Source organism: Blautia sp. XA-2221 (assembly GCF_028767025.1).
GTDB lineage: Bacteria > Bacillota > Clostridia > Lachnospirales > Lachnospiraceae > Blautia_A.
The window spans coordinates 102,046-125,037 of record NZ_JAJQXX010000002.1 but is presented as its reverse complement, the minus strand read 5'-3'; the positions used below and the strand labels follow the sequence as shown (position 1 = coordinate 125,037).

General features: G+C 43.2%; 21 protein-coding genes, 1 pseudogene, 1 riboswitch and 1 other annotated feature. Of the genes and pseudogenes, 3 read left to right on the top strand and 19 right to left on the bottom strand.

The window, feature by feature from the left end:
• Positions 1–13 precede the first annotated feature (13 nt).
• Entirely contained in the window at positions 14–388 is a 375-nt protein-coding gene (gene rplL / locus LU279_RS02435; protein WP_015541728.1) for a 50S ribosomal protein L7/L12, read from the bottom strand.
• A gap of 115 nt (positions 389–503) precedes the next feature.
• On the bottom strand, positions 504–1,010 hold the full coding sequence (rplJ, locus tag LU279_RS02430; protein ID WP_274420703.1) for a 50S ribosomal protein L10: 507 nt from the start codon (positions 1,008–1,010) through the stop codon (positions 504–506).
• Positions 1,011–1,059: 49 nt separating this feature from the next.
• Positions 1,060–1,196: a sequence feature (ribosomal protein L10 leader region), on the bottom strand.
• Between the two features lie 139 nt (positions 1,197–1,335).
• Between rplJ and LU279_RS02425 the strand changes: the two genes are divergently transcribed.
• Positions 1,336–3,444, top strand: a complete 2,109-nt coding sequence (locus LU279_RS02425; RefSeq protein ID WP_274420701.1) for a CDP-glycerol glycerophosphotransferase family protein — start codon at positions 1,336–1,338, stop codon at positions 3,442–3,444.
• Between the two features lie 70 nt (positions 3,445–3,514).
• Here the strand turns inward: LU279_RS02425 and LU279_RS02420 are convergent, their stop codons facing one another.
• Positions 3,515–4,675: a hypothetical protein gene (locus LU279_RS02420; RefSeq protein ID WP_274420699.1), complete on the bottom strand. Its 1,161-nt coding sequence runs from the start codon at positions 4,673–4,675 to the stop codon at positions 3,515–3,517.
• A gap of 210 nt (positions 4,676–4,885) precedes the next feature.
• On the opposite strand from LU279_RS02420, the gene LU279_RS02415 reads away from it, so the two are divergent.
• Positions 4,886–6,460, top strand: a complete 1,575-nt coding sequence (locus LU279_RS02415; protein ID WP_274420697.1) for a CDP-glycerol glycerophosphotransferase family protein — start codon at positions 4,886–4,888, stop codon at positions 6,458–6,460.
• A 244-nt stretch (positions 6,461–6,704) separates the two neighbouring features.
• On the opposite strand, the gene LU279_RS02410 is transcribed toward LU279_RS02415, so the two are convergent.
• The 5 genes from LU279_RS02410 to spoIIID form a co-directional block, all read right to left on the bottom strand.
• The gene (locus LU279_RS02410) at positions 6,705–7,259 is read right to left on the bottom strand and encodes a GNAT family N-acetyltransferase (protein ID WP_274420695.1); all 555 of its coding nucleotides are present in this window, start codon (positions 7,257–7,259) and stop codon (positions 6,705–6,707) included.
• Positions 7,260–7,357: 98 nt separating this feature from the next.
• The gene (locus LU279_RS02405) at positions 7,358–7,600 is read right to left on the bottom strand and encodes a kinase (protein WP_274420694.1); all 243 of its coding nucleotides are present in this window, start codon (positions 7,598–7,600) and stop codon (positions 7,358–7,360) included.
• 514 nt (positions 7,601–8,114) lie between these two features.
• A complete protein-coding gene (locus tag LU279_RS02400; RefSeq protein WP_330684533.1) occupies positions 8,115–9,410 on the bottom strand; it encodes a DUF5107 domain-containing protein in 1,296 nt (431 codons plus the stop codon).
• A 7-nt stretch (positions 9,411–9,417) separates the two neighbouring features.
• Positions 9,418–10,017 carry a DUF5107 domain-containing protein gene (locus LU279_RS13450; protein ID WP_330684532.1) on the bottom strand — a complete coding sequence of 200 codons (600 nt, stop codon included), beginning with the start codon at positions 10,015–10,017 and terminating at the stop codon, positions 9,418–9,420.
• Positions 10,018–10,157: 140 nt separating this feature from the next.
• Complete coding sequence (spoIIID, locus tag LU279_RS02395) at positions 10,158–10,412, bottom strand: sporulation transcriptional regulator SpoIIID (RefSeq protein WP_274420692.1); 255 nt, start codon at positions 10,410–10,412, stop codon at positions 10,158–10,160.
• Positions 10,413–10,540: 128 nt separating this feature from the next.
• Positions 10,541–10,707, top strand: a riboswitch (M-box (ykoK) riboswitch).
• A gap of 168 nt (positions 10,708–10,875) precedes the next feature.
• On the opposite strand from spoIIID, the pseudogene LU279_RS02390 reads away from it, so the two are divergent.
• A pseudogene (locus tag LU279_RS02390) lies at positions 10,876–11,478 on the top strand (magnesium transporter); the annotation flags it as partial.
• Positions 11,479–11,483: 5 nt separating this feature from the next.
• Here LU279_RS02390 and LU279_RS02385 read toward each other — a convergent pair.
• The 11 genes from LU279_RS02385 to LU279_RS02335 form a co-directional block, all read right to left on the bottom strand.
• A complete protein-coding gene (locus tag LU279_RS02385) occupies positions 11,484–12,092 on the bottom strand; it encodes an ABC transporter ATP-binding protein (RefSeq protein WP_274420691.1) in 609 nt (202 codons plus the stop codon).
• A complete protein-coding gene (locus LU279_RS02380) occupies positions 12,082–13,008 on the bottom strand; it encodes an ABC transporter ATP-binding protein (RefSeq protein WP_274420689.1) in 927 nt (308 codons plus the stop codon). Before LU279_RS02380 ends, LU279_RS02385 begins: the two co-directional genes overlap by 11 nt.
• Positions 13,009–13,018: 10 nt before the next feature.
• Complete coding sequence (locus LU279_RS02375; RefSeq protein WP_274420688.1) at positions 13,019–13,876, bottom strand: ABC transporter permease; 858 nt, start codon at positions 13,874–13,876, stop codon at positions 13,019–13,021.
• Complete coding sequence (locus LU279_RS02370; protein ID WP_274420686.1) at positions 13,873–14,868, bottom strand: ABC transporter permease; 996 nt, start codon at positions 14,866–14,868, stop codon at positions 13,873–13,875. Before LU279_RS02370 ends, LU279_RS02375 begins: the two co-directional genes overlap by 4 nt.
• 141 nt (positions 14,869–15,009) lie before the next feature.
• A complete protein-coding gene (locus LU279_RS02365) occupies positions 15,010–16,560 on the bottom strand; it encodes an ABC transporter substrate-binding protein (RefSeq protein ID WP_274421162.1) in 1,551 nt (516 codons plus the stop codon).
• 366 nt (positions 16,561–16,926) lie between these two features.
• On the bottom strand, positions 16,927–17,712 hold the full coding sequence (locus tag LU279_RS02360; RefSeq protein WP_274420684.1) for an ABC transporter ATP-binding protein: 786 nt from the start codon (positions 17,710–17,712) through the stop codon (positions 16,927–16,929).
• Positions 17,709–18,521, bottom strand: coding sequence for an ABC transporter ATP-binding protein (locus LU279_RS02355; protein ID WP_274420682.1), 813 nt, complete (start codon positions 18,519–18,521; stop codon positions 17,709–17,711). Before LU279_RS02355 ends, LU279_RS02360 begins: the two co-directional genes overlap by 4 nt.
• 24 nt (positions 18,522–18,545) lie before the next feature.
• A complete protein-coding gene (locus tag LU279_RS02350; protein WP_274420681.1) occupies positions 18,546–20,081 on the bottom strand; it encodes an ABC transporter substrate-binding protein in 1,536 nt (511 codons plus the stop codon).
• Positions 20,078–20,950, bottom strand: coding sequence for a nickel transporter permease (gene nikC, locus LU279_RS02345; RefSeq protein WP_274420679.1), 873 nt, complete (start codon positions 20,948–20,950; stop codon positions 20,078–20,080). Before nikC ends, LU279_RS02350 begins: the two co-directional genes overlap by 4 nt.
• Positions 20,947–21,891 (bottom strand): nickel ABC transporter permease, encoded by a 945-nt coding sequence (nikB, locus tag LU279_RS02340; protein WP_274420677.1) that lies wholly within the window; start codon positions 21,889–21,891, stop codon positions 20,947–20,949. Before nikB ends, nikC begins: the two co-directional genes overlap by 4 nt.
• A gap of 166 nt (positions 21,892–22,057) precedes the next feature.
• A complete protein-coding gene (locus LU279_RS02335) occupies positions 22,058–22,972 on the bottom strand; it encodes a LysR family transcriptional regulator (RefSeq protein WP_274420675.1) in 915 nt (304 codons plus the stop codon).
• Between the last annotated feature and the right edge of the window lie 20 nt (positions 22,973–22,992).

Below are 22,992 nucleotides of genomic sequence, written 5' to 3'. Positions count from 1 at the left end.
TGTTCAGACTGAATTATTTCAGAGTGATCTTTGCTCCCTCTGCTTCCAGTTTTGTTTTGATGTCCTCAGCCTCAGCTTTGGAAGCGCCCTCTTTAACTACCTTCGGAGCACCGTCAACTACAGCTTTAGCTTCTTTAAGACCAAGACCAGTTACTTCACGAACAACTTTGATAACTTTAACTTTGTTCGGGCCTACTTCTGTAAGCTCTACGTCGAACTCGTCTTTCTCTTCAGCTGCTTCGCCTGCTGCACCTGCTGCTGCAACTACAACGCCTGCTGCTGCAGATACGCCGAACTCTTCCTCACAAGCTTTTACAAGTTCATTTAACTCTAATACAGATAACTCTTTGATTGCTGCAATAAATTCTTCTGTTGTTAATTTTGCCATTTTAATTTCCCTCCATATAATATTATTTTTAATTTATACCGGTCCGCAGTGTTATACGGGAACTGCGAACTTCTCTACGCGCCATCTGCGTGTTGTAAATCCGGTTCTGCCAAATTTACTCAGCTGCTGCTGCGCTTCCACCCTGTGCCTCTGCAATCTGATTAAGCACACGAGCGAAGTTTGTGATCGGAGACTGAATGCTTCCAAGAAGTTTTCCAAGAAGTTCTTCTCTGGACGGAATCTGGGAAAGTGCCTGGATTCCAGCCTGATCATTGTAGTTGCCTTCAACCACACCTGCGATCAGTTCCAGTGCCGGGAACTGTTTCGCATATTTAGCAAGGATTCTAGCAGGTGCTGTTGCATCTGTAGCAGAGATTGCCAGTGCGTTTGTACCTTCAAGATGTTTGGAAAGGCTCTCACAGTCTGTTCCCTCAAAAGCACGTTTCATCATTGTGTTTTTGTAAACTTTATACTGAACACCAGCTTCTCTTAATTCCTTACGCAGAATAGTGTCCTGCTCAACAGTAAGACCACTGTAGTTTACAAGTACTACGCACTGAGCGTCTTTAATGCTGTTTGCGATTTCTTCTACGATTGGTTGTTTCAGTTCTACTTTTGCCATAAATGGTACACCTCCTTATAGATTTTGATATACCGCCGTTGCAATGGATACTGAGATAAAAAAAGCCCTACTGTACCATGACAGTAAGGTCTCCTGTAATCTTATCAGAATACTAAGTCCTCGGTAGGCGTTTTGATCCTTATGCCTTACGGCACCTACTGTCTTCGGCAGCGTTCTGTAATAGGATAACACGTAGCAAAGTCTATGTCAAGATTTTATTTAAAAATTTTCTGTTTATTATATTTAAAATTTGTTACGCTTATGTTATAATTATGTAATCTTTATCAAGAACTATCTTATTTCCCTATAAAAATCAGGAGGAATTATGAATACTACAATACAACAGGATACAAAGCTTTTACTTATGGATAAGTGCGAAAATGATATCAAAATATCTAACGTTTCCGTCTGCGGTACCAGTTTTACTTTAAGTACAGACAACCTTCCCGTGGAATCCCCGGAAAAAATCCGATTTCTTGTTCAGGAACTTCATGGAGAAGATTCTCTCTGCCTTCATTATGAAACAGATGATTTCAAGTCTTATCGTGTGGATCTTGCCCCTCTGAAAACGCTTGCCGAGTACAAGCGCCAGAAAGTCTATGGTTTCTTTATGGAAATAACCACAAACGGAGAAACGCATATTTTTTCCCTGTCCGAAAAAACTCCTCCAACAGATTCCTTTGAAAACTGGAGGATATTTGCCGACAGCATCTGGTTGCAGGATGAAGAAGCATCTGATGCTGTTGAGTATGTGGGAATGATCTATACAAAAACTGATTTTCAGAACCTTTTCTGCGCTGCTTTATACAGCAGAAACCGATATATGGAGCTTACCTGTTCGGCAAAGCTGTGTTCTCTGAAAATGAGCAAAGGAATCCTGCGCCTGAATTTCCATCTTCGAGCTGCAAACATGAACTATGTAAAAACATTTCTGACTTTCAGAAGCAAACTTGCAGAAGATGCTGTTTCTTATGATTTTACAACAGTAAAATCAAAAAAATACAAAGATCATATAAAATTTCAGGTATCTTTCCCTCTGGACTCCGTTCAGTGGAAAAGCCTTTACTGGGATGTACGCATACAGCTTCAGGATCCGTCAAGCGGAAATACCGGTCAGATTCCTATTGAAATGAGTGTTCCTGCCAGAATGTTCAATAAATTTCTGTATAACGGCTCCTATGCCGGAGAAGGCAACTTTTTCCTGTATCCTTATTACACAGCAAAGCGAACTCTTGCCTTTGTGTACCGCGAAAAAAACAGCTATGACGGCATGGATATTGTATTCAAAGAATTTCTGGCAGTTTTTCTGTACCAGATTGCCAAACCCTACTGGAAAAGCAAACGCATTTGCCTTGTATGCGAAAAATTTTCATCCATGGCTCAGGATAACGGTTATTACTTTTTCAAACACTGTATGGAAAACCAGGAAGAAACCTATCTCGGCAAAAAAATATACTATATTATAACAAAAGATTCTCCCGACAGGCATAAAGTAGAATCTTACAAAAACAGACTGCTTGACTTTATGAGCATCCGCCATTTGTGTTATCTCCTTGCTGCTGATCTGATTGTCAGTTCGGATTCCAGATATCACACATATCCGCTTCAGTGCAGACACAGTATTTTTAACCGTTATATTAAAAAAATACCGTTTGTCTTTCTTCAGCATGGCGTAATTGCTCTGAAACGTGTGGATAACTTTTATGGAAAAGGGCAAAAGGGCGGCTGCGATATGTTTGTAGTTTCCACAAATGCAGAAAAACAAACAATTATCGACAATTTTGGTTACGCACCTGAGCAGGTGATCAATACAGGACTTCCCCGCTGGGATGTCCTCCACGACAGATCTCAGGGCAGACGTGAGATCATGATCATGCCAACCTGGCGAAACTGGCTGGATTCTGTACCTGACAGTGACTTTGAACAAAGCGATTATTTTATTAATTATATGAATCTTCTTAACTCCCGGAGGCTGGGTGATATTCTGGAAAAATACGATATGGAAGTTAATTTTTATCTTCATGCAAAATTCCAGGAATATTCTGACCGCTTCCAGGCCAAAAGCGAACGGATCCACCTGATTTCCTTCGGGGAAGTCGCTGTCAATGAAATGCTGATGCGCTGCCGTATGCTTATCACTGATTATTCCAGTGTATGCTGGGATGTGCTTTACCAGGATAAGCCCATACTTTTCTACCAGTTCGATCTGGATAAGTATGACGAAGCTCACGGAAGCTATCTGGATATGCGCACAGAACTGTTTGGCGACAGAGCAGAAAATCAGGAAGAACTCCTCGATCTTCTGGAGCAGCAGATTAGAAATGATTTTAAGATGAAGCCGGAATATGAGGCAAAACGAAAAGAATATTTCCAATTTAAGGATCAACAGCATAGTCGACATATATGCGAGGAGATTAAAAAAGGACTTTTATAAAAAACAATAAAAACACAATCTGTAAAAAAGGACCACGGATTCGCAAAGAATCCAGGGTCCTTTTTCATGTTTATTTCAATGTGCTGTCTGCCCACAGCATAAATCTGTCCGTAAGCTCTCCGGTAAGCTTATTATAATGGAGCATTTTTTTGAGAAAGTCCAGAAAAAATGAAATCCCAAGGCTGACTGCCAGAAGAAACATGAAAATAACTGCCGCATGTCTGAAAGAATATACAAGCCCCGGTATCCACAACGACCTTACAAATGTATGGGTATAAAAAATATTTGCCGAATGTTTTCCAAGAAACTCCAACACCGGTCTGAGGATCGGAAGCTCAATGACAAATTCATACGCCCAGTAGATAATAGTCACCGGAAGAAGTCCATTCAGTACAAATTCAAAATGCTGAATTCCCCATCGGCTTCCATACATTCTGAACATAATAAAGATCATCAGCGTAGAAACTGCAAATTTCAGTATTTTTCCTGCCATCCGGTTTTTTACAGGCGAAAATTCTTTCAGCCTTTCCAGCACATGCTGATCTGCAAAGCATACCGCAATGGGAACAACAAAAAAGTATTTTGTCAGATGCACATGCTTCTCCAGCATAAAACTTCCAAGAACAAGAAACATGATCACCATAAGCCAGCTGTATTTCTTATAAAACCTCACCATAAACGGCATAAGTACAATAATAAGAATTTCCAGACTCAGAAACCACCAGGTATTGATCATCATCTGAGTGCCAAAAAGATGACCCACTCCAAAAAAATCCATCACAACGCTGATTAGGTTTTCCCATAATCCCCCTTTGTATCGATGACTTGCAGTTCCTGTTGCAAAAGTCAATCCTGCGCATACAAAAAACGGAAGCATAAAAGTAAAGACCAGTTTTACATATCTTTTCAGTACAAACATTGTTGCTTCATGTCCGGAAAAACAATAATCCTTATATGTCTTTTTTAAAGACAGAGTCAGTCCGTAAGCGGATAAAAACGCAAACATTCCCACACAGATAACAAGGTTCTTGCTAATCCACATTGCAGTCCCCTCACTTAGAGGCCAAAAGCTTACATCCGCGCCGCGCAGACGTCCCTTATCAGAAAAGCAATGATAGCAAAGCAAAAATATGATGGCAATTCCTTTTATTGCAAGTGTATTATTTTTTGTAAATCTCAGCTGTTTTTTTTCTGTTGAAATTGTAGAAACCATAAAAACTTTTTCTGTCATCCTCCTTTCATAGCTTACTGTAAGTATACCATCCAAGCCAAGATTTTCAAGAAATAATCCTTCTTTTTCATATCTTGACACCCTATAGACATAATAGTAGTATTATGCATAAATAATCGAAAAGGTTTCTACAGGGAAACCGGAAATAATTATCCTGCGATACTGCGAATCAAGAAAACCGCAGTAAGCAGATATTTTAAAGGAGTATTTATGGAACAGTCATTTACTGTCACACATATCAAAATAAAAAAATCAATATTGCACATAACCCTTAATACCAAACACCCGGTAAACAGCCCCAGAATCAGCCTTTTTTATCAGAATCTTGATCAAAAAATTTCTTATTCTTTCCATGTAAATCCAATGCAAAACTGTATCTGTACTGCATTTATCGATCTCAGTCCATTAAAAATTTCAGAAGGAGACTGGAATGTAGTTGTACATACAAGCCAGGATCCCGCACAAGATCACTGTCCGGTTATTCTGGACAAACAGGTTCGCGCCCGGCTACTTGTAAGCAGAAACCTTATAATCAAAAACAACCTGATTGTTTTTCCCATAGGAACTACAGGACATCAAATGATTCTTCGCTGCCGGACAAAACAGCCCTATGACCGTCTTTCCTTCCGAATAAAGGAATTTGCGGCCTTTGGATCTGCGAAACTCCTTAGTCCTTTTTTGAAAAAAAAGAAGCTCTGGCTGGTTTTTGAAAAATACTGCACTTCTGCACAGGACAATGGTTTTTATTTTTTCCAGTACTGCATGGAAAATCTTCCGCCCCGAAAAAAGAATCATATTTATTTTATTATGGACAAAAATTCTGCTCAGTGGTCAACCATCCAAAAATACCGAAAGCAGGTGATTCCGTTCCTCAGCTTCCGCCACATTTTATATATGCTTCTGGCAGATCTGTACATTGCTTCTGATGCACGTTTACACGCCTACGCCTGGATGCCCATGCCAAATCTGATTTCCCGGGAAATAAACAGACACGATATATTTTTTCTGCAGCACGGAGTTACTGCCCTGAAACGTGTAGATTCAATTTTTGGCTCACAAGGCTTTAGCCCCATGACCTATTTTGCCGTGACATCTGTTGCAGAACAGAAAATTATCACCAGCCATTTCGGCTACGACAGGGCCCACACCCCGGTTCTTGGCTTTACACGGTGGGATGTTCTAAACAACAAAGCCGACATTCATCACAAAAAAATCCTGGTCATGCCCACATGGCGCTCATGGCTTGAGGGCAAAAGCGATGATTTTTTCCGCAATAGCCAATATTATAAAACCTATATGCACCTGCTTCAGAACCAGGAGCTCCTCTCTTTTTTAGACGAAACTGACACTGAGCTGATTTTTTATATTCACCCCAAGCTCCGGGACTTTATACAGAATTTCCATGCCAACAGCTCCCGGATCCGACTCATTCCATTTGGAGCCACTGCACTTAATGAGCTGATCATGGAATGTTCCATGCTGATAACTGATTATTCCAGTGTATGCTGGGATGCCTCTTATCTGAACAAGCCTGTTGTTTTTTATCAATTTGATACAGAAGCCTACGAGACAACAAATGGAAGCTATATAGATATGGAGCATGATCTTCCCGGAGATCGCTGCACAGAAGAAAAGCAGCTTATAGAACTGATAAAAGAATATATCGCCAGTGATTTCAGCGAAAAAAAATGCTACAGCGATAAGAATCAGAAATATTTCGCATACCATGATCACAACAACTGTAAACGAACCTATGATTTTATCATTGAAAACTATGAAAAATAACTACTAAATTAATAACGTCCTGTTCTAATCTTCAGATCTCCCGGCAAAATACCGGGGGATCTGTTAAAATTTCCATAAACGAGAGCAGATTTACGATTTTTTAAAGTTGGTGTCTCTGATGGTGGTGTTTCCCTGTTTATTTTCCCTGATGCCCGCTGTTGATCCCGCAAGTGAAGCTTACGGTAACTAAGAAATCAGTGACAAAGCTCAGAATGTTTAATCTGCATCATTTTGAAAGCAAAGCTTACGGCAGCTGAGAGATCAGTGACGGATTCAACACACGCACTCCTTCTTCGCCCAAAATACGCTCCAGAAATCCTGTGTATTCATCATAAGTCAGACTTCCATCCGGAGTCAGAAGCTCAAAATCTGTTTCATATACATGCGCAAAAAGTCCGGTTTCTTTCAGACCGTTTCTCAGATAAAAGGCTTTTCTCCGTTTTCTGTCTCTGGCGTTCTCCGCCTTTTCATCCTGCATTTCAATTTCAAAAATATATTTATTACTATGGAATCGTTCTAGCAAAAGCTTCAGGGTTTTACTTCCATATCCACCATTTCTTTTTTCGGGAGAAATAGCAAAATAGTCCAGAAGCGCAGTATTTCCATCCATCATGTTAAAGACAAGCCCCACAAATTCTCCCTGATCTGTCACTGCAAGAAGCTCCATCTGTCCTTTTTCCGCAAGATGTTCCATAAGAGAAATCGGCTTTTTTTCTTCAGCAGGAAAAGCTTCCTCATAGAGCGCATAAACCTGTTTTTTTAATTCTGTTCCATCTTTCAATATATTTTTTAATTCCATAATCCATTCCTTTTCCGGGCAGTCATCATAGCCCTTTCCTACATTCTGTATGTTTACCTCCTGAGATAAAACACTCTGCCAGTTCTTTCCGGTATCCTTTAAAATTCCGGCCAGGACAGAATCTCCTCGGAGATTTTTTCCTCATAATCCCCTTCTATATCTATGCTTCGCCCGGCCTCATAAATATTTGTCTCTGCTCCCCATACGTTGTCATAATACTCCCACACGTGAAAGCTCAGTCCCCGGAACATAAAATCAAGACTTCCGCATCCATCCTCTTCTGTATAGGTAAAAGAAATATTTTTACTGTTCAACGCATCCTGAACTGTCTTTAATCTCATAATCCAGCCCCTTTCCAATTACATTGTGTGCCTGTAATTTTACCCCTTGTATACAGCACTGTCAATATGCCCTCAGATACCTGCGTAAGCCCTTATAATGCTTTACGATAAAAGAAAATCCACCCGAAAGAGCCTCTGTCATATGATTGCAAAATCAATTTTTCTACAAAAATAATATCAAAAAATATGCTGCTGCTATCATCTGAATCATTCCATTGATTTTTATCCGGTATATCCAAAACTTCTGCTATGCCCCTGACGATCAGGCACTTCTGCCACTTCCCTGCTTCAGGATTTTCTGCTTTTGCAAATTTTATTCTGCCAAAAATAACAAAATTCAGGCTTACTGCCTCTAATTTATTCGAAGTATGTCCCCACCAAAACCTTATAATTCGAGAATACTATTTTCCCAGTGTCCTGACGGAGCGTTTATCCGTTTCTATGTTATACTTCCGAAACATAACGCACAACTTCCGGATATATTAAAAGGGCTGTAAAAGCCCTTTTGTTTTTGTCAGAATGATTTGAAATTGTATTGGTGAGGAATCTTACCCTCTTCTCCGTACAGCTCTGCATGAAGTTCCTGCCAGAGCAGCCCAATAGAATCCTCTCCCTCTCGGATATCCTCCAGTTCAAGACCTCCGTCCTGCTCCAGAAGGCTAAGCGCTTTTTTGTTTTTGCCAAGCTTATGAAACGCACTGATATAATAAAAGCGGATTCGATTGATGCTCTGGACTTTTTTGTCCAGTTTTTTATAAAAATCGCACAGTTCTTTATATGCCTGACAAAGAGAAAGAATACGAAATCCTTCCTTGAGATATGCAGAATCAGATATTCTCATTTTCATTCCTTTTATGATTGCTTTTTCTGCTTTTTTATTCTTTTCAAAAAGCAGATATACACAGCTCAAAGCATGATATGCCCATGGATTTTCTTTAATAGAAAGCGACTCCTGCAAAGCTTTCTTTGCTTTTTTATATTTTCCGGCTATATAATATCCAACTCCCAAATGATAATAAGCATACCAGTTTGTACTGTTCTTTTCTGCCATGCTTTGTTTCAGGAAATCCAGATTTTCCTCATTGATCATAAACTCATCCGGCACCTCCTGAGCATCCGGACAGTGAAGGACAGATGTGTCAAAAAATCCCTTCCAGTTTTTCAGAGATTTCTGTTCCAGTCTGAATTCCAGATGAGAAGTTAAGGCACTGATTTCTCTCATTGCGCCGTATCCATTCCCGCACTGAATGATCTCTGCTTTTTTACGAGCCATTGATCTGGTATCAGAAAGCTTCTTTTCCAGTTTGTCAGACACATGTTTCCTGCGAAGTTCCGTTGTAAGATACTGGCATCTTTCCCTGTGCTCCTGATCTCTCATTCCCTCCGGAAGCTGAACTGCTCCATACTGCTCCAGCCACTCCCAGGCTGTATGCGGAGCCATTGGAATACACCCGTACTGAGTAGGCGCCAGACCGGCCTGAATCTCTATATATCTTCCTGCCTGATCAGTGAGAAACTCCTGCCAGCGGTCAGAAGCATCCTGATTTCCCCATGAAAAAAGCTTTCTGCTTTTCAGCCTTTTTGTGGAAACATGAAGCAGACCATAACCATTTTTATCTACATTGGCTATGTATTTCGGAGACTCCTCCGGAATATCAAAAAAGTAATCCACAGAATCTTTTATTTTTTTATAATCTGTAATATCCGTCTCCCCAACAACAGGAATCTGAACTTTGTACACTACGCCGTCAACACAAGTAAACGCCTCATCAGCAGGCACGATCACCCGTCCGCCTTCATGTTCTTTCACTGCTATATTACTCCACCAGTACATAGGAACAACTTCTGCAGTTTAGAAAACGACTGTTTTTTTCCAGCCAGAAATCCATCTGATATGTAACCTGACGAATTCTCTCATATTCGTACATACGCAGTACCGGATCTCCCTTTTCTGTTGTTGTCCTTGCCACATACAGAGGCTCCGTTGTAAGAGGCGTGTGACCGATCACACCAAGATTCCATTCCACGCCTCCGCTGAACCAGGCATTCCTCACAGCAAGATTACTGAATCTGAGCACATCATTTGTGTATAAAAGATTTCTGCCTGTTTCTTTATCCCATAATTCCCACAGCCTTCCTCCATACTCCGGAAGGAATACTGCTTTCAGGTATTTGTTTTCCAGAACTGCTGTCCTGATTTCTTTTTCCCCGAGTTCCCGGGTATACCCATTATACTGTCTGTAAGGATACGCCGTCTTTTTTCTTCCGTATCCTTCGAAGATCTCATCATCTTCCTTCAGTCTGAACTCCAACTGATTCTGGAGAACCAGTTCCCCAAGCAGATCAGGAACGCAGCTCTGCTCCCCCAGCTCTGCTGCTCTCATTCTTTTTTCCTCAAATCTCAGCTCCGGCTTCATATTTCCTCCTCTGTTTTATTTTCAGGCTGCCTGATGCATCCTGCACTTCTCCTTTTTGTTTATTATATCAGCCCACATTCTGTATGAATAGTACAAAACAATTAATACAGACTTTTCTTTTTCAGCATCTCTGGTTTTAGCTATAAAGTCCTGTGCAGATACTTTTCTCTGGTGGCAAGACCGCCCCTGATATGTCTTTCCGACTTGTTTTTATCCAACACACGCCGCACCTCTGCTGCCAGACTGGGATTGATCTCCTGTAACCTGTCAGAACAGTCTTTATGTACCGTACTCTTACTGATTCCAAACTTTTTTGCTGCCTGTCTTACAGTTGCCTTAGTTTCAATAATATAAGAAGCGATCTCCACTGCCCGTTCTTCGATGTAATCTTTCAAAGGAAAAACCCCCGAAAACGCTGTTTTTACAGTGTATGCGGGGGAATCAGAGCGTATGAATCGCTTCTTTTTCAACAAATACTTGACAAACCCATACTGCCGGACTACAATGGGACAAACAATTAATTACACACTTTCGGTAGGTGAGGCTACCACAGGGATTTGGATTTTCCTAAGATTGCTGCCGCAAAAACGTGGAGACACGATTCGCTGGTCAGCAGGATATGTCGCAGTCAAGGCATAACCTAATGCAATTTTTACGCCCTGTGATGCTAAAGCTTGAACGATGTTTCACAGGAAAAATATATCCTGTCATTGCTCAGGCGATGACAGGATTTTTATTTTGAAAAGGAGGTGAAAACCATGGAACCTGGAGCCAGTTGTCAGATCATTATATTAAAGAAAGGACTGAAGAATTATGATGAAAACATTACTGATCCACACACCGAAAAATCACACTTCTGTCAGCTCTCTGACAGAGCCAAAAACTGTACAGGAGTCCATGGAAAAACATGAAACCTCCTATTTTGAGACTTCCGTACTGACCCATGCCAGAAAACGCTTTATGTGGCTTCTTTTTCTGATGCTTTCTGCCACACTTACCGGAACCATTATTACCAGATATGAAAACGCCTTTTCCGCAGTCCCTCTTCTTGTTTCCTTTATTCCCATGCTGATGGATACCGGAGGAAACTGCGGTTCTCAAAGCTCAACTCTTATCATCCGCGGTCTTGCTCTGAATGAGATCCGTCCCTGTGATGTTTTTCGGATTGCATTTAAAGAATTTCGGATTGCGCTTCTGGTAGGTACTGGACTTGCTGTAATAAACGGAATCCGTATTCTTATTATGTACAAAGATCCCAGACTTGCTCTGGTCGTTTCTCTTTCTCTGACTGCAACTGTAATCCTGTCCAAGATCATCGGATGTATTCTTCCGCTTGGCGCAAAAATTCTGCATATGGATCCGGCTATCATGGCGTCTCCTCTGATCACTACAGCTGTGGACACCTGCTCTATTATTATTTACTTTTACATTGCCACAAGGATCTTTGCCCTTGCTGTGTAACCTGTTTATTCCTTCTGAAGATCAACGATCCTGGTACAGACTTTTTCCAGAAGCTCCGGGCTGTGGCTGACTACGATCATTCCAATTTTGCGCTTTTCGGTTTCATCTATAAGAAAATGCCAAATCTGACTCTGTGTGATGAGATCCAGCATTGTGCTGATCTCATCTGCCAGAAGGAACTGCGTCCTCTGCCCCAGCGCTCTTGCAATACAGAATCTCTGCATTTCTCCCCCTGACAGCTCTGCCGGAAAACGGTTCATCCAGTCTGCCTCAATCCCAAGTCTTTTCATAAGGTCAGGAGATACATGATCGCCCTCCTCAACCACTGCTTTCATCCGCAGTCTGGGATTAATGGCCTGTTCCGGATGCTGCCAGATCAGCTGAACCGGGCAGTAGGAGCCCCAGGCGTCAAGGGGCTTTCCGTCCAGCAGAACTTCTCCGCTGTCAGGCTTCTCATATCCTGACAATATCTTGCAGAGAGTTGTTTTTCCAAATCCACTTGGTGCCACAAGCCCCACTCGCTCTGCGCTCTCTGCTTTCAGACTGAAATCTTTTAAAATTGCTCTGCTTTTTTCTCCATATCGAAAAGAAATGTTTCTGGCTTCAAGAATCATACACGCACCTCACATATCCTCCGTTTACTTCCCTGTAGGGGATTTCCCCTCTGCATTTTTCTGTACATTTTTCGCATCTGGGGGCAAACGGACAACCCTCCGGCATATCTTTTACATAGGGCTGCACCCCGTCAATATAATGAAAACCATTTTGGGGCATTGCTCTCCATAAGGCTTTTGTATAAGGATGCCTCAGTGTTTTTTCCTGGCGAAAATCCTCTGTTTTCGCATCCTCCAGCGTATAGCCTGCATAAAAAACAAGAACCCTGTCCGCAGTTTCCAGAGCAAGTTCCAGATCATGAGTGATGATCAGCACTCCCGCTCCCATATCAGCCAGCTCCCGAAAATGCTCCATGGCTCTCTTTGCCGCTTTCAGGTGAAGTCCCGGAGTAGGTTCATCTGCAATAACCAGCTTCGGCTCTTCGATCATCGCTGTGGATATCATCACTCTCCTGGTCATTCCTCCGGAAAGCTCAAAAGGATACTGTTCCTGAACCTCCTTTGCCAGACCATACCGTCTGAAGATCCTGTCCAGTTTCTTTTTTCTTTCAGGATCCTTTTTACCTTTGCAGATCTGTGTTCCCACTTTCATCAGCGGATCCAGATAGGAAGTGCTCTGGGGAACCATAACAATCTCTTTTCCTCTGAGCGCACGGATCCTTTTTTCCGTGAGAGGCTCTCCACAATAAAGAATCTCTCCACCCATTTCTGCATTATAAGGAAGGATTCCCATTACTCCATGGGCCAGAAGACTTTTTCCGGAACCGGAAGAACCAACAACAGCCACCATTTCTCCCTGGTGAACAGTAAGACTGAGATCCCTGATCACAGGAAGCTTTGTCTGCTTTGTACCCTTCTGATACTGGGAAAAAGAAATATTCATATTCCTGATTTCAAGTATTGTATTTTTTTCCATTTGGTCCCTCCTATTCATGAGCGCTTGCAGGATCCACCAGCTTCCGGATACCCTCGCCTACAGTATAAAAGCACACAACTGTCAGAACCAGCATCAATCCGGGAAACAGGGCCAGCCACCACTTTCCGGTGATCAGATATTTCATTGCCTCTGACAGGATGATACCAATGGCGGGCTGCTCATTAGAAAGTCCGAATCCCAGAAATGTAATGCTGGATTCATGAAGGATCGCATGAGGAAAAAGAAGTATCAGACCTACCAGAAACTGAGGAAAAAGATGAGGAACCATGTGCTTCATGGCAATATAAAAATTACTTTTCCCAAGTTTTCTGGCCATTTTAATATACTGCTGTTCTTTTAACTGCAGAACCTCGCCCCGGATCAGTCGCGCCAGTGAGGTCCAGTGCGTCAGGGCAACACCCAGGATCACGCCTTTCAGTCCCCGTCCGCAGGCAACGCAGATCAGGATCAGAAGAAGCATATGAGGGATTCCCATAACAAGATCAATAAACCAGGTGATCACTGTATCTACAGCTTTTCCCATTGTTGCAGACAGAACTCCCAAAATAAATGCCATAACTGCGCTGAAAGCTGCGGCGCTGATTCCAATAATAATGCTGATGGAAAGTCCTTTGACCGTCCGGGTAAACATATCTCTTCCCAGCCAGTCAGTTCCAAAAGGATATTTCAGGCAGGGCGCTATATTTTTGCGGGCAAAATCAGTCTCTCTGGCAGCATCTCCACAGAAAATTCCGCCAATGCACACAGCAGCCAGGAAAATCAGAGAAAGCACAAGCCACAGTACCAATCTTTGCCGGCGGTTCCATTTTTTTATCATAAACGTTCCTTTTTTTGTGTTTTTTGTCATTTTGCGGCACCTCCACGTCTGATACGCGGATCGATCACACCGTATAGAATATTTGCAATGAGATTTCCGCCAAAAACAAACAATGCGCTGATAATAGTGATTGCCATAAGAAGCGGCATATCACTTCCAAGTCCTGCGCTTACTGCCGCCTGTCCCAGTCCCGGATAGGAAAAAACCTGCTCCACCAGAACAGAACCTCCAAAAATCTCACTGATCGAAGCAAACTGCAAAGTCATGGCAGGCGCCAGAACATTCCGAAATCCATGATTCCGGAAAATCTGCCACAGGCTTTCGCCTCTTGTCCTGGCAAAAACAACATAATCACTTTCACAGATATCAATCATCTTTTCTCTGGTATGCATGGCAATATTGGCAATTCCGGTAATGGACAGCGTAACCGCAGGAAGAATGGCATGGTATACTCTGTCTAAAAAGGTTACTCCGCTTGCCTCCACGCCTATGGGAACGCTTAATCCTATGGGAAGGATCTTCAGCCATACACCAAATATGATCAGAAGCAGCATGGCAATCCAAAAAGCCGGGGTACTGGATATTAACAGGCAGTATCCTTTTACTGCCTTATCTACAAATTTCCCACGGTTCATTCCTGCAAGAGCGCCCAGGGCAAAGCCAATAACCCCTGACAATACCCAGGCGATAATCATAAGAAAAAGTGAATTTCCCAGCTTTACTGCAATTACCTTTGACACATCCTGTCTGTAAAGAAGAGAAACGCCCATATCTCCCTTCAGAAAATCTTTCAGCCATGCCAGATATCTCTGAACCGGCGGTTCCCCTACTCCCCAGTATTCTTCAAGCTTTGCAATCTGTTCCTGGCTCATGCTTCCCAGCGCGGCCTGTCCTACATTGGCCTGAAGGGGATCTACGGGAGAAACCGTCATCAGGGCAAAGGCTGCAATACTGACTGCAAAAATAAGAAGAACCATCTTTACAAAATTTTTCAGTATAAATTTTCCTGCTGTATTTTTCAATATTTTCTCCTTATATATAATCCTTTTGTAACGCACAGTATCCGGCAGCTTCCGGAGATATTTTATTCCTCTTACGGAACAAACTTTCCCGAAATCCTGCCGGATAACTATTTTACACGTAATTTTATCAGATTTTCAGAATTATTCCCAGGTCCACTGATCCACATTATTTACAATAGACCATCCATGTCCATGAGGATGGATCTTCTGATCCGCAACTTTCAGTCCGTCTCTTACAAAGTACAGATGATCCACATTGCACAGCCAGATCCACGGAATATCTCCCTCCTGGGTAACGCCTGTTTCTCCATCCCACTGAGCCTTTTTCCACAGCTCATAGGATTCCTCAAGATCACTGCTTTCCAGAGCCTCGTCCATGTATTTGTCTACTGTTTCATTAGCATACGGTGAATACTCAGCAGTTCCTGTTTCCTTCATTGTATGGTAAATGTTGTAAAGTTCCATAGGAGTGTGAGCTCCCCATCCCCACATCAGAGGCTGAGACAAAGCTGCGGTATAAGCGGTATCCCAGTCAGCTCCCTCTGTAGTAACAGCAATTCCCAGTTCAGAAAGCTGATTCTTTGCATCCTCAGCCAGAGCCTGACGTACAGAATCAGATGCCGGATAAACAATCTTCAGTTCAGCACGTACACCGTCTTTTTCACGGATTCCGTCCTTGCCTTCTTTCCAGCCGGCATCCTCAAGAATCTTTACAGCGCCATCAAAATCATATTCTGTTTCTGCAGCCTCATTATACCAGGGCATCTTGTCACATACGCTGTATGCCGGAGTTCCATAACCGTTCAGTACATTGTCGATCATTTCCTGACGGTCGATTCCAATGTTGATGGCCCGTCTTACTTCCACATCACTGGTAAAGTCATTTCCAACCGTTACTCCGTCTTTTTCTTCTGCCGGAGCTGCTGGAAGATTCAGTCCACGGTTATCAACTGTATCTACACGGAACAATTCATATCCGTCAATTTCCGTATCAGAATAGGAAGCTGCAGTATGCGCTACATCTACAGTTCCGGACTGAGCTGCCGCAAGAGCTGCATCCTCTTCCATAAAAAGAACCGTAACCTTTTTCATCTTTGGTTCCTCTCCGTAATAATCCGGATTCGCCTCAAAGATAACCTGCTGTCCCTTATCCCACTGTTTCATGATATAACGTCCTGATCCAACAGGATTCTGTCCGTAATTTTCATCATATGCATGTTCCGGAACAATTCCCACTACCGCCATTGTATAAGGCCAGATAGAAAACGGTTTATTCAGATGGAACTCTACTGTGGTGTCATCCACTGCAACAGCTTCCTCCAGCATGGAAAAATCATTGACAGAACTGTTGTCACGGCAGTTATTGTAAGTAAACGCTACATCCTTTGCTGTCAGTGGTTCCCCGTCTGTAAATTTTACATCATCACGGATCTTCACTGTCCAGACAAGCCCGTCCTCACTGACAGAATAATCTGTGGCAAGATCCATTCCGATAGACAGATCCTTATTGGTAACAGTAAGCGTACTCTGTATCAGAGGTTCATGAACATGCTCTCCGGCTCCCCAGCCATATGCAGGATCAAATCCCGCCTCCGGCTCAGAAGTTGTAGGCATGGTAACGATCACTTCATCTTTTGTTTTCTGTTCTGCTGCTGAAACCATTGCGCTGCTTCCGATCGTGGAAACAGTCATACAGAAAGCAGTCAGCAGTACCATCAATCTTTTTTTCATTATGATAGTCCTCCTCCGCATTTTTACTTCAGTATAGCACTATGCCACAGGCAGATTAACCCTCCACAGGGGATATCTACTCATTCTTATTTTGCATATATATTGTATTTTTTTCATATCAGAACATCCCCCTGGGAGGCTTGTGAAAATCTCTGACTTTGTTAAAATATAGTCAACACAGGAATTGTGTTATATGATGTCAAAGTCAGTGCACGACCTCCACTTATGATGCACTAACGATCCCATTAAATACTCATTTAAAAAAGCACTCACGAAGAGTGCTTTTTTAATATATCCTTTGTCTTTTTACAAATATCTTTTACCTTTTTACAACACAGAGTCGATCAGATTTCTGGTGTACTCCGCCCTTGGACACCATATGATTTCCTCCGGAGTTCCGGCTTCCACAATTTTTCCCTGTTTCATAACGATCACCCGGTCACAGAACATCTGAACCAGAGCAAGATCATGACAGATAAAAATCACGCTCAGACCATTTTTTTGTCTTAGCTGTATCAGAAGCTCCATAATCTGCTTCTGCACGGTCACATCAAGGGCGCTGGTCGCCTCGTCACAGATCAGAAGCTCCGGCTCCGGCGCAAGAGCTCTGGCAATAGCAGCTCTCTGGCACTGTCCTCCACTGACCTGATGAGGATACCGGGAAGCAAATTCCGGGGTGAGTCCGCACAATTCCAGAAGGTTATCCACCTTTTCTTTTAATTCTGCTCCCTTTATCCCCATATTCCTCAGGCTTTCCCCAATTCCGTCTCCAAGTGTCCTTCTGGGATCAAAAGACTCCGCAGGCATCTGAAAAACCATTTGCATATGACGGTATGCCTGTCTTAACTGCCTCACCTCTGCCCGGGATATTTCTATACATCCCGCCTCAGTTTCTTCTGACGAAGGATAAAACAGAACTTTTCCCTCTGTACAGGGAAGAAGCCCTGTAACCAGCCTGGCAACTGTACTTTTTCCGCTTCCGGATTCACCAACAATTCCCAGACATTCGCCTCTTCTCAGTTCAAAAGACATCTCATCCACAGCTGCAAAGGAGTTCTTTCCTGCAGTAAATATCTTTTTCAATTTCTCCGCTTTCAGCAAAATCTCTGTCATATTTTCTGATCCTCCCGTCTTTTCAGCCGGATCACAGAATCCATAAGCTGACGGGTATACTGACTTTCCGGATTTTCCAGAACCTTTTGTGTATCTCCATAATCCATTATTCTTCCATTCTGAAGTACAAGGATCCTGTCTGCCATTTTTCTCACCACACCGATATTGTGGGTAATCAGAAGCATGGCTGTATGGAACTCTTTTTTCATCAGAAGAAGCTCTTCCACCACCTGTTTTTGTACCGTCACGTCAAGAGCGCTGGTGGGCTCATCTGCCAGGAGCAGATCCGGTTTTAAAAGCATGGCGGTACAGATTCCCACTCTCTGGTTCATTCCCCCGGACAATTCAAAAGGATAGCTTCCAAGAACACGGGAGCAGTCTGTCAGCCCTATTTTTTTCATCAGATCAGCTGCTCTGTTTTCTACCTCTGCTCTGCTGATTTTTTCATGCTCCGATACAGCCTCATATATCTGAGCCCCTACTGTTCGCACCGGACAAAAGGCTGATTTGCAGTCCTGAAACACCATTCCAATCTCAGGTCCCCGGTATTTCCTCAGCATCTTTTCCGGCATGGCAGTCAGATCTTTTCCTTTGTACCATACCTGACCTGTAACTTTGGCTCTGTTTCCCAGAAGTCCCATAACAGCCTTCGCAACCGTACTTTTTCCGCTTCCGGATTCCCCTACAATACCAAGGATCTCTCCTTTTTTCACCTGAAAGCTTACGTTCTGTACCGCAATATCTCCATCATAGCAGACAGTCAGGTTCTCCACCCGGAGCAGCACATCTTCATTCTTTTTTACCTTCATTCCGATCCTCTGTTTCCAAGTCTGTTATTCTACATCCAGGTCTGCGGTGATCTCATAATAATCAGATGGATGAGCTGCTATTCCCTTTACATTGGATTTTGTCACAATTCCCATATTGAGATGTGATACAAAGAAAAATGCATCATCATCCAGGATCTTCTGCTGCAGCTCTATTGCCAGTTTTGCTCTCTCTTCCGGCTCAAATGTCTGATGAAGTTTTTCTGTAAGAGCTGTTACCTCTTTATTCTCATATTTTCCATAGTTTTTCGGTCCCACTACTGTGCTAGTAAAGAAGTATTCCGGATCTCCGGTAGGCGCTGTAGTCGTAGAACTTACATACACATCAAAATCACCGTCAGCAGCATAAGTCATATGATCTGAAGTATTATTTACCACAACGTCAATTCCAATTTCTTTCAGAGTTGCCTGCGCATACTCGGCAAGCTTCGGCTGCTCCAGACGGGTTGGGTAGGTCAGCCAGTTTATGGTAAGTTTTTGTCCGTCCTTGTCTACATATCCGTCACCGTCTGTATCCTTCCACCCGGATTCCTCCAGAAGTTTTTTTGCCCCTTCCGGATCATAGGAAACAGTTTCCACTGCCTCGTTTCCATAAGAAAAACCGTCCGGAAAAGCAGCTTTGGCAGGAAGTCCTCTTCCCTCCATGATCACAGAGCAAAAGCCCTCTTTATCAATTCCCATTTCAACAGCTTTTCGTATATTCTGATCCTGCATGATCTCGGACTCAAAATTAAACTGTCCGAAAAAGCATCTGCTGGTTGCGCAGGAATTAATGGTGTATTCCGGATTCCCGTCAAAAAGCGCATAGTTATCATACTGAAGGCCGTAAGTTCCCTGAATATCGCCTGTCTGAAGAGCTGCAGTCAGAGCGCTGCCATCCGAAAAGGATTTTACGGTAACTTTGTCCACCTTTACATCACCGCCCCAGTAGTTTTCATTTTTTACAAGATCAATCTGAGTCGGGGTAACTTTTTCTGCAATATAAGGGCCTGTTCCTGCCACATTGGCATTTCCCCCTTCTCCCTGAACGCCATACTCCATATCAATAATGGCTCCGTAGGGATCGCCCAGATAATTAATGATCGCCGGACATGGTTCTGTTGTGTAAATAGTCAGAGTCAGTCCGTCTGCCTCAATATGATCGATCTTCATATCAGAAGGAGCACGGTCATGAACCTTTACCAGATTTTCCAGACATTCTTTTACTGCCTGAGCATCCATAGTACGGCCGCTTGAAAATTTTACCCCGTCTCTCAGAGTGATCTTTACCGTAGTGTCATCCACAAACTCATAATCTGTGGCAAGCCATGGCTCCACCTCCATATTGTCATTATACTTAAATAATGTTTCTCCTACACCATATCTGATCGCGCTCCATCCGGAATAATTGTCATGAGGATTCAGACCTGCGTCACCCATTTCCTCACTGTATCCGGTTGTTCCGTATACAAAAGTCTTTTCCTCATCTGCCATTACGCTGACGCTCATTCCTGATATCATTACAGCTCCTGCAATCACTGCAGCAATAAATTTTTTCTTCATTTTCTACCTCTTTTCTTCTTGTGTTCCGGGTCCAGATAATCTCTCAGTGTATCTCCCAGAAGGTTAAAAATCAGTACAGTTACAAAAATCGCAGCTCCCGGTGCCAGTGACATCCACGGTGCAATCTGCAGAAGGCTTCTGCCCTCATTGATCATGCTTCCCCACTCTGCTGCCGGCGGCTGTACCCCAAGTCCCAGAAAGGATAAGCCAGCAAGCTCCATCATCATAGTGCCAATATCCAGAACTGCCGTTACAAGAACAGGTCCTGCAATATTAGGCAGGATATGGCGCAGAAGCAAAGCAGGCGTGCTGCTGCCGGAAAGTCTGGCCGCCATCATATAAGGCGCCTCTTTCTGGGTCAGGGTCAGCCCTCTGGCCAGTCTGGCAAACTTCGGCCAACTTACCACGGCCAGCGCAAGTACCGCATTCTGTACGCCGCCGCCCAGAACCCCTGCCACAGCTAATGCAAACACAAGGCTCGGAAATGCCAGAAACAGATCTGATATCCTCATAAGGAAGGCATCCACAAGGCCTCCTCGCCAACCACAGATAATTCCCACAAGAGTTCCCGTTACTGTTGTAATGGTCACCAGGATCAGAGTGGAAAAAACACTGGTGGTTCCGCCTACCAGAATTCTGGAAAGCATATCGCGCCCATAGCGGTCTGTTCCCAGCAGATGCTCCGGCCCCGGCGGCTGCTTTGCCAGCAGGAGATTCTGCTCATAGGGATCGTAAGGACAGATATATTTTGCACACAGAGCTGTCAAAAGAAGCAGCGCTGCCAGAACTGCCAGTACAATAAGCCTTACTTTTACGGGATCTGTTCCCGGCTTATACACAGAGGATGAACCGTTCTTTTGCTTTCTCATTTCTGCTCACCTCCCAGTCTTACACGGGGATCCAGATAATGATACACAATGTCTGTAATCAGATTCACAACTACATAAATCACTGCCATCCACGCCACATATGCCTGAACAATAGGATAATCTCTCATAGTAATAGCATCTACAGCCATTTTCCCTACGCCGTCCCACATAAAAATAGATTCTACAATCGTAGTTCCCCCCAAAAGACTTCCCACAGACAAAGCCATCAGTGTCACTATGGTCAGCATGGATACCCTCAGAACATTTTTCCAGACGATCACACTTCCTCTGACGCCCCTTGCCCTGGCGCCCATCACATAATCCTTATTCAGCTCCTCCAGCACAGCAGCTCTGATCTGTCGGATATATTTTGCCGCCATAGCGATGGCAAGGGTGAGCGTAGGCAGCACAAGACTTGCCACAATATTTTCTGATGTGATGACCGGCAGCCATCCAAGCCTTACAGAAAATATATACATTAAGATCAGCGCCGCAAAAAAATTCGGTGCAGAATTCCCGATAAAGCTCAAAAACCGTATCAGATAATCTGCCCATCGATTATGGCGTATAGCAGAAAAAATCCCAAGCGGGATGGCTATCAGCATAGTCACTGCCATAGAAGAAACCGTAAGAAGTATGGTTGCCGGAAGCTTTTCCATAAAAGTATCATATACTTTCTGCCCGGATACATAACTGGTTCCCATATCGCCTGTAACCATTCCGGCAAGCCATCTGCCGTACTGTACCAGAAAAGGCTGATCCAGACCGTATTCTTTTTTTGCCTGGTCAATGACCTCCTGATCGACAACTGCCCCTGCGTTTTCATACATGTAGGTTACTGCATCTCCCCCTGCAAGGCGCATCATGGCAAAGGACAGAAACGTAATCCCGATCAGAACGGGAATTAACTGAAGCAGCCTTTTTCCTATATATTTCAACATAAATTTTATCCTCTGTTTATTTGCAGAATTTCTGTTACCACTGCACATTATTCGTTTACAGATTTTCCGGATAATCTTCTTTGATACTGTTCACTCTGTTCACAGTAGCCTGACCCAAATTCCAAATCTCCTTGAATGATGTTTTTTTATGTGCTTTTTCATCATTTTACTTATCGCTTCCGATCCGTTCTTCCAGAAAATGGATAAACTCTCTCAGACTGCTGTCAGGCTCTTCTCCCCTGTGTCTGATATATCCGAATATTACCCGGCTTCCCTTCATCTTCAGCGGAATTCCGGGAATCGTATCTTTTTTGTTCTCAGACAGATAGCTTCCGCTGATATTTACAACATCACTGTTTTTTAAAAGCCTTTCCATGATGTAGTCACTGTTTGTGATCACAGAAGCATCCAGACTTTTTAATGAAAAGCTCTCCGAATTTCCGGAAGCTCCAATATCAAAAAATTCATCCTGATAATTCTGAACCAGACGCACCCCGTCAAGTTCTTCAAAGCTCAGGCTGTCTTTTTTGATCCCGTAAAGAGATGAATTTCTTCCCGGATAAACAATCGCTTCTGTGTCCTGCAGGGGAATAAATTCCATCCGGTTTCTGGACAGTTCATAAAGAAATTCCTCTTTCTGCCGTTCCAGAATATAGACAAAGCCCACATCATCCTGATAATCCCGGACACGTTCCATCACTGTCCGGACACCTGCAGTATAAACCTGAAAATGATAGTTTTTGTCATAATTCTCATTATAAAAGTCCACAAACTGAGTAGCAAACCAGGAACTGGGATTTGCCGAAATCCTGAGCCATTTTGTCATCCCATGCTCTGCCACGGCTTCCAGTTTTGTGACCTCGCTTACGATTTTGCAGGCATAATGATATACCTGACTTCCCTGCGGTGTAAGACGGATCCCTCTGGGAAGCCGCTCAAAAAGCTGCATTCCCAGAGAATCTTCCAAAGCCTTTACCACCTTACTGACACTGGGCTGAGTGGAATATAAAATTTTTGCCGCCTCGCTGACAGATCCGGTCTGGGCGCAGGCCACAAAATACTGCAGCTGTTTTAAATCCATGATTTTTTCCTTTATAGTTC